General features: G+C 34.9%; 19 protein-coding genes, 1 tRNA gene and 1 pseudogene. 16 read left to right on the forward strand and 5 right to left on the reverse strand.

The annotated features are described in order from the left end of the window. The 6 genes from EHR07_RS17435 to EHR07_RS17460 all read left to right on the forward strand — a co-directional run. The coding region (locus EHR07_RS17435) for a hypothetical protein (RefSeq protein WP_208739873.1) at positions 1-1,644 on the forward strand (1,644 nt) is incomplete at its 5' end. Between the two features lie 191 nt (positions 1,645-1,835). Further along, on the forward strand, positions 1,836-2,072 hold the full coding sequence (locus tag EHR07_RS17440) for a hypothetical protein (protein WP_135746346.1): 237 nt from the start codon (positions 1,836-1,838) through the stop codon (positions 2,070-2,072). Position 2,073: 1 nt separating this feature from the next. Next, a complete protein-coding gene (locus tag EHR07_RS17445; protein ID WP_135746347.1) occupies positions 2,074-2,301 on the forward strand; it encodes a hypothetical protein in 228 nt (75 codons plus the stop codon). A gap of 79 nt (positions 2,302-2,380) precedes the next feature. Next, a complete protein-coding gene (locus EHR07_RS17450; protein ID WP_135746348.1) occupies positions 2,381-2,821 on the forward strand; it encodes a hypothetical protein in 441 nt (146 codons plus the stop codon). A 102-nt stretch (positions 2,822-2,923) separates the two neighbouring features. After that, a complete protein-coding gene (locus EHR07_RS17455) occupies positions 2,924-3,193 on the forward strand; it encodes a hypothetical protein (RefSeq protein WP_135746349.1) in 270 nt (89 codons plus the stop codon). After that, complete coding sequence (locus EHR07_RS17460; protein WP_135746350.1) at positions 3,168-3,461, forward strand: hypothetical protein; 294 nt, start codon at positions 3,168-3,170, stop codon at positions 3,459-3,461. Before EHR07_RS17455 ends, EHR07_RS17460 begins: the two co-directional genes overlap by 26 nt. A gap of 193 nt (positions 3,462-3,654) precedes the next feature. Here the strand turns inward: EHR07_RS17460 and EHR07_RS17465 are convergent, their stop codons facing one another. The 3 genes from EHR07_RS17465 to EHR07_RS17475 all read right to left on the reverse strand — a co-directional run bounded on the left by EHR07_RS17465 (position 3,655) and on the right by EHR07_RS17475 (position 4,786). Next, positions 3,655-3,915, reverse strand: a complete 261-nt coding sequence (locus EHR07_RS17465) for a hypothetical protein (protein ID WP_135746351.1) — start codon at positions 3,913-3,915, stop codon at positions 3,655-3,657. Position 3,916: 1 nt separating this feature from the next. After that, entirely contained in the window at positions 3,917-4,159 is a 243-nt protein-coding gene (locus EHR07_RS17470) for a hypothetical protein (RefSeq protein WP_135746352.1), read from the reverse strand. A gap of 129 nt (positions 4,160-4,288) precedes the next feature. Further along, positions 4,289-4,786 (reverse strand): hypothetical protein, encoded by a 498-nt coding sequence (locus EHR07_RS17475; RefSeq protein WP_135746353.1) that lies wholly within the window; start codon positions 4,784-4,786, stop codon positions 4,289-4,291. 1,028 nt (positions 4,787-5,814) lie between these two features. On the opposite strand from EHR07_RS17475, the pseudogene EHR07_RS19365 reads away from it, so the two are divergent. After that, positions 5,815-6,069 (forward strand): annotated as a pseudogene (locus EHR07_RS19365) (hypothetical protein); the annotation flags it as partial. Between the two features lie 152 nt (positions 6,070-6,221). On the opposite strand, the gene EHR07_RS17485 reads toward EHR07_RS19365, so the two are convergent. Beyond that, positions 6,222-6,303: transfer RNA gene (locus tag EHR07_RS17485), tRNA-Leu, on the reverse strand. 105 nt (positions 6,304-6,408) lie between these two features. Here EHR07_RS17485 and EHR07_RS17490 point away from each other — a divergent pair. Further along, positions 6,409-7,047 carry a hypothetical protein gene (locus tag EHR07_RS17490; RefSeq protein WP_135746354.1) on the forward strand — a complete coding sequence of 213 codons (639 nt, stop codon included), beginning with the start codon at positions 6,409-6,411 and terminating at the stop codon, positions 7,045-7,047. Between the two features lie 9 nt (positions 7,048-7,056). Continuing rightward, positions 7,057-8,541 (forward strand): lysine--tRNA ligase, encoded by a 1,485-nt coding sequence (lysS, locus tag EHR07_RS17495; protein WP_208739891.1) that lies wholly within the window; start codon positions 7,057-7,059, stop codon positions 8,539-8,541. A gap of 128 nt (positions 8,542-8,669) precedes the next feature. On the opposite strand, the gene EHR07_RS17500 is transcribed toward lysS, so the two are convergent. Continuing rightward, positions 8,670-9,215, reverse strand: coding sequence for a hypothetical protein (locus EHR07_RS17500; protein WP_135746356.1), 546 nt, complete (start codon positions 9,213-9,215; stop codon positions 8,670-8,672). Between the two features lie 57 nt (positions 9,216-9,272). Between EHR07_RS17500 and serA the strand changes: the two genes are divergently transcribed. From serA to EHR07_RS17535, 7 genes are all read left to right on the forward strand, one after another. Beyond that, positions 9,273-10,496: a phosphoglycerate dehydrogenase gene (serA, locus tag EHR07_RS17505; protein WP_135746357.1), complete on the forward strand. Its 1,224-nt coding sequence runs from the start codon at positions 9,273-9,275 to the stop codon at positions 10,494-10,496. Between the two features lie 23 nt (positions 10,497-10,519). Continuing rightward, the gene (locus EHR07_RS17510) at positions 10,520-11,296 is read left to right on the forward strand and encodes a hydroxyacylglutathione hydrolase family protein (RefSeq protein ID WP_135746358.1); all 777 of its coding nucleotides are present in this window, start codon (positions 10,520-10,522) and stop codon (positions 11,294-11,296) included. Positions 11,297-11,339: 43 nt separating this feature from the next. Next, positions 11,340-11,732 carry an MAPEG family protein gene (locus EHR07_RS17515; protein ID WP_135746359.1) on the forward strand — a complete coding sequence of 131 codons (393 nt, stop codon included), beginning with the start codon at positions 11,340-11,342 and terminating at the stop codon, positions 11,730-11,732. Between the two features lie 5 nt (positions 11,733-11,737). Next, on the forward strand, positions 11,738-12,493 hold the full coding sequence (locus EHR07_RS17520; RefSeq protein ID WP_409035758.1) for an endonuclease: 756 nt from the start codon (positions 11,738-11,740) through the stop codon (positions 12,491-12,493). Positions 12,494-12,645: 152 nt separating this feature from the next. Beyond that, complete coding sequence (locus EHR07_RS17525) at positions 12,646-14,028, forward strand: dihydrolipoyl dehydrogenase (protein WP_135746360.1); 1,383 nt, start codon at positions 12,646-12,648, stop codon at positions 14,026-14,028. Beyond that, positions 14,025-15,056 (forward strand): oxygen-dependent tRNA uridine(34) hydroxylase TrhO, encoded by a 1,032-nt coding sequence (gene trhO / locus EHR07_RS17530; protein WP_135746361.1) that lies wholly within the window; start codon positions 14,025-14,027, stop codon positions 15,054-15,056. The genes EHR07_RS17525 and trhO overlap by 4 nt, the downstream gene beginning before the upstream one ends. Further along, positions 15,057-15,974, forward strand: coding sequence for an ABC transporter ATP-binding protein (locus EHR07_RS17535; RefSeq protein ID WP_135746362.1), 918 nt, complete (start codon positions 15,057-15,059; stop codon positions 15,972-15,974). The last annotated feature ends 2 nt before the right edge of the window (positions 15,975-15,976 follow it).

A 15,976-nucleotide genomic window follows, 5' to 3' on the forward strand; every position in this document is an offset into this window, starting at 1 on the left:
TATTCTGACTCAATGTATTACACGCTAAAACAGGATAAAAAACTATTTGAGCATTACGAAAATTATATCCATTATTACGAATTAAACATTAGTCACCCGAATGATATAAAAATATACAATGATATGAAATTAGAATTAGATCGCTACAATGATAGATTAGATTTATTGATTCATAATGAAGATTACAATTTTAATAAAAATAAAATTATAAATGACACCAAAACACTTACAGAATCTATTTTTGCATTCATAGATTGTACAAAACAAAATCCATTTAGATTTACCCCCTCCCTATTTGAATATAAATTTACTCAATTAATAGAATCAGAGGATTATAAATTTGTTAAATATAATCTAACAGAAGATTTTAGAAAAGATGAAAAACTATCATATATTGTTACAGATATAGAAAATCAAATTTTCCGATTATTTAAAACATACATTTACAGAGGAATTAGAGCAAACATAGGAGTAACCCAAATGAGAGAAGAATTTAAAATACATTATTTACGAGCGAATGAATTTCTAAAAAATTCAGAAAATGATGCAGAAACAGAAGAATATATAAATGATAGTTATGACAAAATGTTTGATTCTGTTTACAAATCATGCCAAGGGAAAATTGATAATGCAAAATCTCATTCCATAGGAGCCGATTTATCAATCAAATTAAATAACTCATTTAGAATTAATTTCGAACGGTTATTTCCTAGATGCGGATCGACTACTAGAGCATTATACCAAACTCTATGTAGAATGGCAGAATCTAACGGAGATAGTATTATACAATATACCTCATTCAAAGCACTAGCGTTAAAATGTTCTACAAAAATTGGACATGATACAATTAAATCATTATTACATAAATTACATGATGGTAAATTAATTAATTATATTTGGAAAACAATTAATGGTAGAGAATTCATAGAATCCATTCAAATTCTAGATAATTCTGAATTCGTTACATTACAGAAAACGGTAGATACTAAATTTTTCAAATCTGATCTAGCATCTATCCCATCTATAGGAAAACGGGGTAATGAATTATTTTGGATTCTAAATGATTATGAAAATGGATTAACAAAAAAGGAAATTTTCAGAATGTTTCCTGGAGTCTCTACTACTACACCTATTACCAAAAAATTGAATGAATTATTAAAACTTGGGTTTGTTAGCCTAGAAGGTAAGATTTATAAAACAGATTTCAATAATTTTCTACTCAAATTAGACGATGCGAAACAAAACATAACTAGAACTGTAACAGTTAAATCTAAAGTGGTTTCGTTTAAAAATGGAATCCAGAGATTAAAATACAAAAATAATAGAGATACCATTAAAAATTATGATAGGGAAAAACTGAAAAAAACTATCGAATTAGGAAACATCGTTAGAGATAATTTAGTTTCAGATGAAGAAAAGGAAAATTTTTCAATGAGACAATTCATTAGAGAAAATTTATTACCAGAAGAATTTGATCTAGTTTCGAAAATCAAAAAAACATATAATATCGCTTCTAGTCATTATGTAGTTAGGCAATTCCAAAAATACCAGGAGGAATCTGCTCATTATAGGGATTTAAAGAAGAAAGAAGAAATCAAAACACAATTAAAAGAAGAAAAAAAATTACTAAAAAAAGTTATATAGTCTATGTCTCTCTGAACTAAACCTAATGCCTATAATCATTGATTGAAATCTTGTTCATCATTAGAATGTAGGCGTTAGGTTTTATAATTCTTTTCTTTATAATAACATCTATTAGGTTATTAATTCTTGACAATCCACCCTCTCCTATTATCAGTGGCAAAATGATAGGGACAATAATAACAAGGAAAACAATGGAAAATAAAAACACGATTAAAAAGGATTTAGAAATTTTGGAAAAAACTACTTTTGAATTAATTAATCATCTCCAATTCACAGTAGATAATTTGTTAACGAAATACCAGACTACTCTAGAAAAATGCTTAGAAAAAGATTATTCTAAATTAGCTATGAGAACTTTAATCGGTTATGAATTTGTGGTGAGAACTTTTACTGATTGTCTTTTAGAGATAGAAGAGGAGGAAAATTAAGATGTTAGAAAAAATCGAAAACACTGTAGAAAGACAGGCACAACTTTTAAAAATAGTAAATCATAAATTAAATGATAAACTGCCTATTAGTATGGGTCAAAACATGAATGAATACGTTAGAATTTTGGACAAATCTATAGAAATGAAAGATTTTGCATTAGCTAGAGATGTATTAGGAAATATGGAGGATATAATAATAACATTCTTTATTGTAGATTTAAAACTCTAAAACCAAAAACTAAAAAAAGTTTTTACCACTACTACTAACTATATCAGAGGGAAGTGAGAACCCTCTGAGGGTTAGGAAAATGGAACAAAACAATCATATAGATTTTTCATTAATTGAAAACGATCTACAAAACACTATAAACAATTTTGCAAAAAAACACAATTTAGAATTCAATCATATTGTTCATTTTGCAAATTTTATAAAAAAACAATATAAGACGGTTAAAAACCAAACAAAAGCGGAATCATTTAGCAGACTACAGGCGAAGGACTTATCAGGAACTGAGATAAGAATTTTAGAGGCGTTACTTGTATGTGATTATTTAGGAGCTACAAGAAAGGAACTTTCAAAATTAACTGGAATAGAGATTGAAACACTAACAGGTATTATAGCCAATTCATTACTGAAATTTGGATATGTAGAAGTCGATGAAAAGAAAAGATGTACAATTACAAATAACAAGGTTGAAAAATTAGTAATAACTAGATTAGGACAAAAATATCTTAGAGGGTTAAACTAATGGTCACTACAACATTAATAGTATATGGTTTTATTTTCGTCGTATATGGTATGTTAAAATTAAATGAGAAATTTTTATTAAGAGGTAAAAAGTAAAATGGAAATGAGTGAAATAATCGAAAGACTAAACAAATTAGAAAAAAAACAAAAACATGATGAATTGGAAAGAACGCTACTAAAAGCAAAAGAAGATATTAACAAATGCTATGTGACATATAGACGTAGTATATATGAACAATATGAATCAAATCAGGAATTTATCAATCAGGCAATCAAATCATTAGAGATATTGACCAAATTTGTTCTTTTAGATGAAGGTAGCAATGAATCTATTATAGGTAAAAAAAATGAAAATAATAAAGAATTTGTTTAAATTTAGAACAGGGCATAAAGAAAAAATTGTTTTAGATACATTCTCAATTGAACATAGTAATGATAAAACATACCATTTAGTTAAAAACGGTGAAACTATATGTGGAGAATCTGCAAAATTAGGATTTTTTACTCCAATTTATGTTACCAATACATCACCTAAATTAATTAAAAATAAATGGAATGACTCATATTTACTTGAACCAGAAACCTCTCCTTTAAATAAAAATAAATGTGATATTTGTAATATGTTATCCATATTTATGTAAAGGAAAAAATTTACATTAACTTGTGTTATAGATAATTGACGTAGTAAACCCCCCTAGCACCATTGGAACTAGAGAGGGTTTTTTATGTTTTTATTATTTTCCGAAACTTTGCTAGAAGTATTTGAATCTTTAGGTTATTCAGAATCCAATTTTGAAAGAGAGGATTTCGAATTATTCTCTAATGTAATGGAATCTATGTTTTAAAATATCCCTTAGTTAATGAAGGGGGAACATTTATTGCATCAAAAAATAATACATTTATAGCTAGTGTATTATGATTTGGAGGATCAAGAGCATTTATATATCTTTCTATAATATGAAAATCTTCTGAGAACAAATCATAAGTACCAAAACTTACACCGCCTGTAGGATGAGTTATAACACTATTAATAATTATTCGAACCTTTCCAGAGCTATTATTTATTATATCTGAAATTATTTGTGGAATAGTCATTCTATAATTCTCCTGCTTCTATTAAAGCTTCTACTCTAGTTTTTATAGATTCTTTTATTGCTTTTTTAGCTCCTTCATACGATAAATTAGCCATCACTTTTGGATTTTTCAAATCCGAAGCAATATCCCAGGAAATTCCACCGCTAAACAAATCTTTCCCATTTTCCGATACTGTCGCTCTATAGTTGCCACTAATAATATCTTCCGAAATAACAAACTTTCTATTACCTATATTAAATTCCATTAATTCCTCTTTACATGTTAGTTGGTCAAATTAACCAATTTAGAAAATAAATGTCCATAAAAATCTGCCAGGACAAAAAAAAGGGAACCTAATTGGCTCCCTTAAAATTTTTCAAACTATTTAATTTATTTAGTTATTATAATAAACAGATAATTGAGGCTCTAGTGTTTCAGCCTCTGATTTTCTAACCATCTTTTCGAGCTTGAAAACCCTACTCGGATAATTATTCCAAAAAGATGTAACTAAGAATGGTATAGAATCAATATATACTGATTGTCTGTTTTCCAGGGCAACCTCTCCATAATAGACAGTTTGGTTCTTATCAGTAATTTTAACCTTTAGCCTATGGTTATAACCACCTAATAGATTTTCCCCTTTAGAAGTTTCTAAACCTAATTCTATTAATAATGATGGATTGTCCCTATTACGTTTCCAGCCGTGCCTAGAAGCCTTTGCCTCAAAAACTTTTGTTAGAGGTGCGTAGTCGTAACCCTCTCTATAAACGAAATCATAGGTTTCATTAACTCGGATGGATTCTACTCCATAAGAGGATATTTCAGTTTTTACCGTAGATTGGCAGTTTAGAATGAATAGGATTGTGATTAGAGTAAGTAGTTTTTTCATCATAATTAGTAGCTCCCTTTTTGCTCTCCTCACTCTATCATTGTACTTATCATATGTATAGTACAATACTTATGTTTAGTATTTTTTTATCAAAAACTAGACAAATGAGTAGTGAAATATAGGACAAATTGGACCAAAAACATTGACGAATTATCAATTATTTTCAAAGAATTCAAACTATGTCACATTCAGGAATAGCTGAAAAAAGGTCAAAAAAACGGGTTCTAGAGGATTATACAGGAAATCCAGAATCTAGGCATAAAAACACAAGGGAACTATCACCCCTCCCCACAAACTCCGATTTTTCCCCCCCTTCAAAATCCAGCACCTCCACTACCTCCTCTACAGAAAGTAATTATAAAAAATCCTCCCATTCACCTAACATAGAAAGTAAGGACTCCCAAACCTTCACCTTAAAAAGTAAAAATTATAAATGTAACGACTATTCATTATTAAAAGATTCAGAAATTAACCACTTTTTCAAAATTAAAACCTTAAAGATTCTAAGTTCCATTTATCCTAAGTCTTGTAATTGCAATAATCCTAACCTACTATTTCTAAAAGTAAAAAACAGGGATTCAATCGCTAGATGTTCTAACTGTCATAAGATGGTAAGTATTACTTCAAAAACACCTTTTGAAAATTATAGATCAAACCTAGCATACATTAGTTTTACAATTTGGGATATGATTAACCAGTATCCTAAGATTATGACTAGTAAAGAAATTTCTAGAAAGTTAAACTTATCTTACAAAACTTCATTCTATCTAAAAAAACGATTACAAGTTATATTCTCACAACTTAATGAGACTCTAAAAAATAAATTATATGAGGAGTTAAAAAACCCTGTAAATACAGACAAAAAACCTATTGCAGTAGCTGATAGTGTAGTATTATTTTCTGCCTCATTACGTGCTAATAAACATAGGTCTAGAAGATACAAAACGGGCACAGCTTCAATCTATCTATCTAATAGTCTAGGTGGTGGTCAATGTGGTACTCTAGTACATACAGTTGGGATTAATGGAGGGATGACATTCTACAAATCTATACCATTGAATAACCAAGAGTATTTGGAAAAGGACTTAGATGAGAAGATTCCAAAAAATGCTACATTATATACTGACGAAGGTTATACGTTTATTTGGGATAGATTGAATCATAAAATGGTTAATCATTCTAGAAAATCTAATGATCCTAGATACAATTTGTCTAGAGAAAGGTGGGTAACTAAGGAAGGTGTCTCAAGTAATGGAGCAGAGGCTAGGAATAATTTATTAAAACAATCATTTAGAAGCTATGGATATGTTAGTCCTAAGTGGTCACAATTATATTTGGATGAGATTAGTTTGTTAGGGAATGTAAGATTTAGTCCAGAAATGAGGGGTCTTTTGATTGGTGGGGAAAATTGGGATTTGTGGGGTAAGGTTACATCTTCTGCTCGAAGGGGGACTCGAACCCCCACACCTTGCGGCACTACCACCTCAAAGTAGCGTGTCTACCAATTCCACCATCCGAGCGGGTGTGTATGTATGGACAGGATAGGAAAACGGGTTCTTTCGTCAAGGAGATGAATTTTCTCTTGTCACTTCAACTCATCATTCTGTAGGTTGTAGGGGTCAAGTATGCAAGTATCCGATCTTACCTTTCGCCTCAAACTCCTATTCATTGGTTTCCTTTCCCCGTTACTTGTTCTTGTTGGTCTGATCCTTTCGGCACCTTTCTGGTTAAAATCTTCGGAAACCTACCAGAAATCGGATGTTGCCGTACTCGAAGTAAGCAGTCCATTACCATCTAAAAAAATGCTAAAAGCTGTGGCAACCTTAGCAGGACGTTCCGACTTTAAAAAACTAACTCTCGTTATCCGGGAAGATAAATCGCAAAATCATCTCTTTTCGCCTGGGGAAAAAGAGCAGAAAATCAGAGAACTTTTGAATTCGTTCGGAATGGCTCCTTTACACGTCTCTTCCATCATAATCCCGGTGACCAAAATGGGTGACACAGACGAGGCTTCCAAAAACCTATTAAAAATCGCTGTTTCCGACAATTTAGGAGCCATATTACTCCTCACTCGGGAGTACGAATCCAAAAGAGTTTTAGGAACTTATCGCAAAACTTTGGCCAGTTTGCCCATCAAAGTGACTGCCTATGGATTTCCATCAGACTTCTCTAGCTCCAATTGGTTTTTATCAGAAGATGGAGTTCGGGAAATCACCGGCGAATTTGTACGTTATCTGTATTCTTATATTAGAGGTATCCTGTAAATGGATGAAATTAAAGATTCCAACGAACTGATAGAACAACGCATTCAAAAAATTAACGATTTAAAAACAAAGGGAATCAATCCTTACCCACTTCGTTTTTTTCCCAATGCTAATTCCAAATCTCTCATTGCCGGATTTGATCCGAGCCAAACAGAAAAAAAATCATTCAAACTGGGTGGTCGTTTGCATGCCAAACGAGTGATGGGGAAAGCAAGTTTTGCGCACCTCAAGGATGCAGAAGGTCTCATCCAATTGTATGCTACTCGTGATGATTTAGGAGAGGAAAACTACTCTTTATTTAAATCGCTCGATTTAGGAGATTGGATTGGAATTGAAGGATGGCTTTTCCAAACACAAAAAGGAGAAACCACACTCCACCTTACAAGCGTTCAGCTTCTCGCAAAATGTATCCGCCCACTTCCCGTGGTTAAAGAAAAAGACGGCGTTGTTTATGACGCGTTCTCCGATGTAGAACAAAGATATCGTATGCGTTATGTGGATTTGGTTGTGAACGAAAATGTAAGAGAAACATTTAAAATGCGTTCTCGTATCATTTCTGAAATTCGTAAATTTTTAACGAATGAAGGGTTTTTAGAAGTAGAAACTCCCATGATGCAACCCATTGCCGGTGGTGCTGCCGCTCGTCCTTTTGTTACCCACCACAACACACTCGATATGGAATTATTTTTACGAATTGCACCAGAGCTCTATTTAAAACGACTCATTGTGGGTGGAATGGACCGAGTTTTTGAACTCAATCGCAACTTTCGTAATGAAGGAATCTCTACAAAACACAATCCAGAATTTACCATGATGGAAGCCTATATGGCTTTTGGTGATATGGAAACTATGTTATCACTCACAGAAAGAATGATTGTTTCAGTAGCACAGTCCATAGGCAAAGGTTTAAAATTTGCTTACGGAAAAGACCAAATTGATTTATCACCTCCTTGGAAACGAGTCAAATACATTGATATCATTAAGGATTATTCAGGAATTGATTTTAGTAAAATCAATGACTTACAAGATGCAATTTCACAAGCAAAAGCCAAGGGTGTGGATTCTTCGGATTCCGTTTCCATTTGGAAAGTTTGTGATGATGTGTTTAGTTCCCTTGTGGAACCACACCTCATCCAACCCATCTTTATCACTGACTTCCCGAAAGAACTTTCCCCACTTGCCAAATCTCGAGAAGATGATCCCAAATATGTGGAACGTTTTGAACCTTACGTGGCAGGTAGAGAAATCGGCAATGCATTTACTGAGTTAAACGATCCTTTTGACCAAAGAGAAAGGTTTGAAGAACAAGTAAAACAAAGAGAAGCTGGGGATGACGAAGCCTTTATGATGGATGATGACTATATACGTGCATTAGAATATGGTCTCCCACCGACAGGTGGACTTGGAATTGGAATCGATAGGCTTGTGATGTTACTCACTGACTCACATTCCATTCGTGATACCATTTTATTCCCGCTGATGAGGCCAGAATAAGACCTAAGTCAAAATTAAAATATCAGTCTGCACTTTTTCGAAAAACCATATTTGCGGGAAAGTTTTAGAGCATAAAAAAGCCTCCCGGGATTTATCCTGGAAGGCTTTTTTTTAGAAGACGAAACTATTTACTTTTTATTAATATTCAGTTTCGGTTCCGACTCCATAGTTCGAATCAGTTTGGACAAATTCGATTGGAAACTGGCTGTTTGGCCTGAATTCAAAGTATAGTTTGTGGTTTCTTTTCTATTTGTATAACTGATCCCAATATTTTGGCTTTCCCCTACTTTCGGTATCAATTCAGAAGAAATAGCCGATGTAATGACAATCGTATCAGAATAATCGGTATTGGTGCGTTTTAAATTGTACCATGTTTCCCCTAACTTTAAAGATACTCCAATGGGAAGATCCACATCAAAAGTTCCAATTTCATATAACAAAAAGTATTGAACTATACCTGAATTGTTGTCCCGTTCCGCTTTAAAATATACACAAGGACGCTTTGCAAAAACCAAAAGAAATTTCTTTAAACAAACCTCTTTGGAAATGGCAGATTGTTGTTCTAAGGTTGGTTCCGGTGTGACCACGTAGGCTTTGGTTCCTCCGCAGGAAACAATTGCCAGAAAAACGAGGAAAATGGAGGAAATTCGGGTGAAGGAGAAGATTCTTTCCATGATTAGCTCAACCTTTTTCGAGGTGCAAGGTTTAGCAAAGGAAAAAATCCTGTTCCTATGGTATCTTATCCCAAAGGAAAAATAAAAGTCCTACTTCTGGAAAACATCCACAAGGATGCTTACGAACTTTTCCACCGCGACGGTTTTGACGTTACCCTCGTCAAAGATGCAATGGAAGAGGCGGAACTCATTGAGAAAATTTCCGATGTACATGTTTTGGGCATTCGTAGCAAAACAAATGTTACAATGAAAGCCCTAGCGAATGCTAAAAAATTAATGACTATCGGATGTTTCTGTATTGGAACCAACCAAGTGGAATTGGAAGAAGCCGAAAAAAAGGGCATTCCCGTTTTCAACGCTCCCTATAGCAACACCAGGTCTGTCGCAGAACTTGTCATAGCTGAAATCATCATGCTTGCACGTAAAGCAACCGATCAGTCGCGAGATGTTCACCTAGGCAAATGGAATAAAATTGCAAAAGGTTGTTTTGAAGTCCGAGGAAAAACATTAGGAATCATTGGTTACGGACATATTGGTTCACAAGTGTCTGTACTTGCTGAGTCAATGGGGATGAAGGTTATCTTTTTCGATATCATTTCTAAGCTTCCATTGGGGAACGCTTCCTCTGTCCACAGTTATGAAGAACTACTCAAACAATCTGATTTTATTACCTTCCATGTTCCTGAAACTGAAGAAACCAAAAATCTCTTTCGCAAAGAACACTTAAATCTAGTAAAACCTGGGGCTTACCTATTAAATCTTTCGCGTGGAAAGGTCTTAGAGATTGATGCTCTGGTTGAAGGTTTAAAGTCGGGAAAACTTGCCGGTGCTGGTGTGGATGTATTTCCGGAAGAACCAAAATCAAATGATGATCCTTTTGTAAGTCCATTACAAGGTTTACCAAATGTGATCCTTACACCGCATGTCGGAGGTTCTACGGAAGAAGCCCAAAAGAACATTGGATCCGAAGTGGCTGAAAAATTATTAAAATATGTGAATAATGGTTCCACTACTTTTTCTGTAAACTTTCCTAATATTGAATTAGGAAGTTTAAAATCGGGGTACCATAGAATTCTCAATATCCATCAAAACCAACCAGGTTTTTTAAGAGATATAAACTCCATCATATCCGATTTAGGTGGAAATATTTTAACGCAAAACCTTAGCACTTCAGCAAACATTGGTTACTTGAGTATGGAAATTGATAAAAATTTGGGTGATGAACTCAAAGATAAAATCAAAGCCCATAAACATTCAATCCGGACACGGATTCTCTATTAAAACCTTGGGAAGGATAGGTATTTATGATAGAAATCCTTCCCATCTTTACAAACTCTCCACTCAGAAATTATAGTTACCTCGTTTATTCCAATCGGACTGGCGAGGCATATTGTATAGATCCCTTTGATCCAAAACAAATCCTTAACCATGCGCAAAAGTTAGGAGTGAAAATCAAAGGAATCCTCAATACACACGAACATGGTGATCATACCCAAGGCAATTTAGAACTAAAAGAAGAAACAAAAGCGATTGTCTACGGTCATAAAGATGCGAAACACAAAATCCCTGGGATGGACCAAGTTTTAAAGGAAGGGGATATTGTTTTTTCCGTGGAAGAAGAATCACTGGCTGTTTGGGATACACCTGGCCATACATTTTCCCACCTAAGTTTTGTTCGTAAAAATCCCAATACCATTCTTGGAATTTTTTCAGGTGATACATTATTTAATGCAGGTGTGGGAAATTGTTTTCGAGGAGGAGATCCGAACGTTTTATATGAGACCATAAGTTCTCGTTTTGAAACCCTACCCGATTCTTGTTTACTTTATCCTGGGCATGATTATTGGGATAACAATCTAAAGTTTGCAGAACATGTAGATCCAGAAAATGACTTTCGTAATCTATTCAAATCATCCCTAAAACCTTTTCAAATTTCTGAAATGGGAACAGAAAAAAATCTAAATCCCTTTTTTAGAAGGAATACAAACTCAGTCAAAGACCGACTAACGGAGCTAAAGGAAACATACTCCAATGATCGTTCTGTATTTTTGACACTTCGAAAACTAAGGGATCACTGGTAATTTTGTATTTTACAAACCTAAAAGAATAATCAAACTTTAGCTAATGACAATCATCACAATTTGTTTACTTGTTTCAATCGGCCAAATTTATTTAGCAAAAGGAATTGTTGCCATCGCAATGGCAAAAGAAGGAAAGGGTTATGACAACCACCACCCAAGGATGCAACAAGCACAACTCACCGGTTGGGGAGCTCGTGCAAACGGTGCACATCAAAACGGGTTTGAGGCATTTTCCATTTTTTCTGTCGCTATTTTGTTTAACCTCCTTCTGGAAGTTGATTTTTATTGGTTAGAAATTCTTGCCATGAGTTTTGTGGCTTTGCGATTTTTATATATTTATCTTTACATTGCGGATTTACCCAAAGCTAGGTCCACCATTTGGACTTTAGCTTTTCTTTGTACAATGATCATGTATTTACTTCCGATTCTTCCTTGAAAAAAATCCACTACGCATATTTCACAGTTTTTCTTTTTTGTTTGGTTAGTTTTATACTTTTTGCCCAATCAGAAGAAAAAGAAGAAATAAAAGAATCTTTTCATAGAGAGTTTGATTTCCAAAAAGCCAAACGAGTCCTCAAACGTTTTTACAAAAAAGTGGGAACAGATTTCTATTGTGGTTGTTCCTTTACAGAAGATAAAGAAAACTTCGGAAGGCTCAAAATCGATTTTTCATCCTGTGGGCTTGAAAGTAGGAAAGATCACAATCGCCAAACATGGATTGAGTGGGAACATATTGTACCTGCTCATAGTTTTGGAAATACCAGGGAATGTTGGACTAAAAAAAATTGTGAGGCCAATGGAAAACCAGTGCGCGGACGAAAATGTTGCAGGGCCACTGATCCCGAATTCAATCGAATGGAAGCGGATATGCACAATATAGTGCCCGTTCCCGGTGAAATCAATGCAGACCGTGGGATTTTTTCCTATGGGGAAATTGAAGGTGAAGAAAGAAATTACGGGTTATGTGATTTTGAAATCAATTTCAAAGGGCAAACGGCAGAACCCAAACCAAACATTCGGGGCGATATTGCTCGCACCTATTTTTATATGGAATGGAAATATGGAATTCCCGTTCCAGAAAATAGAAAAAAACTCTATGAGTCTTGGAACCAACTGGATCCGCCCGATACCTTTGAGATTCGAAAAAATGAAATCATCGAAAAAATCCAGAAAGTGAAAAATCCATTCATTGATTGATTCGGAAAAAGATAGCTCTCCTCTTTGCGAGTGGGAGCGGTCTAAATATTTGTAGAATACAGCAATCTTTGGCAGTTCTGTTTTTCTAAAATTGGGAAAAGGAATTTTGCTTCATTTACAGAAAATAGGCAAATTTCCAAGCTGGAACTTGTATGAAAGAATATGACATCATTGTCATTGGTGCGGGTGCAGGCACAAAACTTGTGACCCCACCTTCCAAAATCGGCAAATGTGTGGCTGTTTTTGAAAAGGAAACTCCGGGAGGAACCTGCCTCAATCGGGGTTGTATTCCTTCCAAAATGGTGATTTATCCTTCCGAACTCATTCGTATGGCAGAGGATACGGAAAAGTTCCCTGTTTTTTTTAAGGAAAAACCTGTAGCCGACGTCACTCAAATTTTCAAACGGGTGAACGCCACGGTAAAGTCAGACTCCGATTCCATTCCCATCGCTTATGAAAAAAATCCGAACATAGATTATTATCCCAAACAAGTTCGATTTATTGACAATCGCGTCCTTACGGACGGAAAAGAAACTTATACCGCCAAACATATTTTTATTGTTACCGGTACAAGACCCAATATCCCAGATATCCCGGGACTAAAAAATACTCCCTTTTGGACATCCAGAGAAGCTCTCTCTCCAGACAAATTCCCAAAATCACTGATCATCATTGGTGCTGGATTTATTTCTTTGGAACTAGGTGCCGCCTATAAAGCCTATGGTTGTGAAGTTACAGGACTAACTCGAACCGATGTTTTGCGAACTGCCGACGGAGAAATCAAAAAAGAATTAAACAAACATTTACCATTTCCTATCGAATCTCATTATCAAATTGAAAAAATAGAATTCAAAGATGGCATTTTTACCGTAACAGGAAAATCTGTAGAGGGAAAAACATCCATCCATTCCGCAGAACGTCTCCTTGTGGCCACAGGAATTCGACCCAATACGGATGACCTAGAACTCGAACATACAAAAATCAAAACAAATGAAAGTGGATACATCCAGGTGAATGACCACTTAGAAACCACAGAACCAGGAATTTACGCTTTTGGAGATGTGATCGGTAGGTATTTTTTTCGCCATAGTGCCAACTTTGAAGGAGAATATCTTTTCGAACTATTGTATGGAAAAAAAGAAAACCAACCCATCCAATACCCTCCCATGCCTGAAGCTGTATTCACACACCCACAAATTGCCAGTGTAGGTTTTACAGAAGAGGAACTCCTTGAGAAACAAATTCCCTATTACAAAGGTGTAAACCCTTATTCGTCCAGTGCCACAGGAATGGCAAGAATGTCCGATTCAGGATTTGTGAAAGTCCTTGTGTCAAAGGAAACAGAACAGGTGCTAGGTGCTCATATCATAGGTGAGGAAGCAGCAAACCTCATCCACCAAATTCTACTGGGAATGTATTTAAAAGCTAAACTGGAGGATTATTTGGGAATGATTTATATCCATCCTGCCATTTCTGAAATTACACGAAACGCATTTAGAAAAGTAAAAGAAGAAAAACTAAAAGGTGCTACATGAAAAAGTTTTTATTCAATCGTTATGACAAAGAAACCTTAAAAAAACGTGTGGAAATGGACACAAGGGAACGACGGGTCATTTCCTTTTACCGTTATGTGAATCTCGAAGACCCAATTCAATTTCGGAACCAACTGTATGATGCCTTTGAAGATTTAGGAATCCTTGGTAGAATTTATTTAGCAAAAGAAGGGATCAATGCACAATTTTCCATACCCATCGAAAATTATGAAAAACTCAGATCGATAGTTGATTCCATTCCCGAACTAAACCAGATTTATTTTAACGATGCTGTAGAAGATAAAAAAGAAAGTTTTATCAAACTAGCCATTAAGGTTCGCAAAAAAATCGTAGCTGATGGGCTCGATGATTCAATATTTGATCCTTCGGACGTAGGAACCCACCTAACACCGCTCGAGTTTCATGAAGCCCTTTCCGAACCTGGAGTGGTAGTTGTGGATTTACGAAATAATTATGAATCCGAAGTGGGCCATTTTGAAAATGCCATTTTGCCGGATGTTGGAACATTTAGAGAAGAACTCCCACTTGTGGAAGACCTCTTAAAGGAAAACAAAGATAAAAAAATTCTTCTCTATTGCACGGGAGGGATTCGTTGTGAAAAAGCTAGTGCCTACTTGAAATACAAAGGTTTCTCCAAGGTTCATCAATTGCGGGGCGGGATCATCAACTATGCAAAGGCAGTCCAAGATGCTGGTCTCCCTTCCAAATTCAAAGGTAAAAATTTTGTGTTTGATGACAGGTTAGGTGAAAGAGTGACTGATGATGTCCTCACTGTATGTTACGTATGTGGAAAACCCAGTGACCGCCATACTAACTGTGCCAATCTAGGATGTCATGTCCTACTTGTTCAATGTGAAGATTGTTCCAAAGAACTTCTTGGATGTTGTTCTGAGGAATGTAAAAATATCATCTTACTTCCTGAAGAAACACAAAAAAACCTAAGAAAAGAAAATATCAAAAACAAAAAGTATCCAACACACCACCTAACAAGAAAACTAGTAGGAAAATAAATGCAAAAATACGCCATCGAATTAGAAGGTTTAGAAAAAACTTATGCAAATGGAGTGAAAGCTCTTCGTTCCATAAATCTGAAAGTAGAATCAGGAGATTTTTTTGCCTTACTCGGGCCAAACGGTGCTGGAAAGTCCACCACCATTGGAATCTTAAGTTCTCTCATTAATAAAACAGGTGGGAAAGTCAAAATCTTCGGAACTGATATTGATGCAAATCCAGATCTTGCCAAAACTTTTTTAGGAATTGTTCCCCAAGAATTCAATTTCGGAATTTTTGAAGCCGTAGAACAAATCCTAATCAACCAAGCCGGGTTTTATGGAATCCCTTACAAGGAAGCCAAGGGAAAAGTAGAATACTATTTAGAAAAATTATCTCTTATCGACAAACGAAAGTCGGCTGCCGGCCAACTGAGTGGAGGAATGAAACGTAGGCTTATGATTGCCAGGGCTCTTGTTCACGACCCTAAACTTCTGATCTTGGATGAACCAACGGCCGGTGTGGATATAGAAATTCGTCGTTCTATGTGGGAATTTTTAAAAGAACTAAACCAAGCAGGTAAAACCATCATTCTTACCACACATTACCTAGAAGAAGCAGAATCTCTTTGTAAGAACATTGCCATCATAGATAAAGGAGAAATTGTAGAAAATACTTCAATGAAAAAACTCCTGCATCGATTGGATAAAGAGACTCTAATCATTGATTTAAAAAAATCGATCAAATCAAAACCGATTTCCAAAAAGTTCACCTGGGAATGGTTAGATGACCATACCTTAGAAGTACAATTGGATAAAAAAGAATCAGTAAACCAATTGTTTACAGAACTTACAAAACTTAAATTGGACGTATTAAGTCTTAGAAACAAATCAAATCGACTAGAAGAACTCTTTTTGTCTCTTACAGGAAAAAACTAATT

The sequence above is a fragment of the Leptospira bandrabouensis genome (assembly GCF_004770905.1).
Classification (GTDB): domain Bacteria; phylum Spirochaetota; class Leptospiria; order Leptospirales; family Leptospiraceae; genus Leptospira_A; species Leptospira_A bandrabouensis.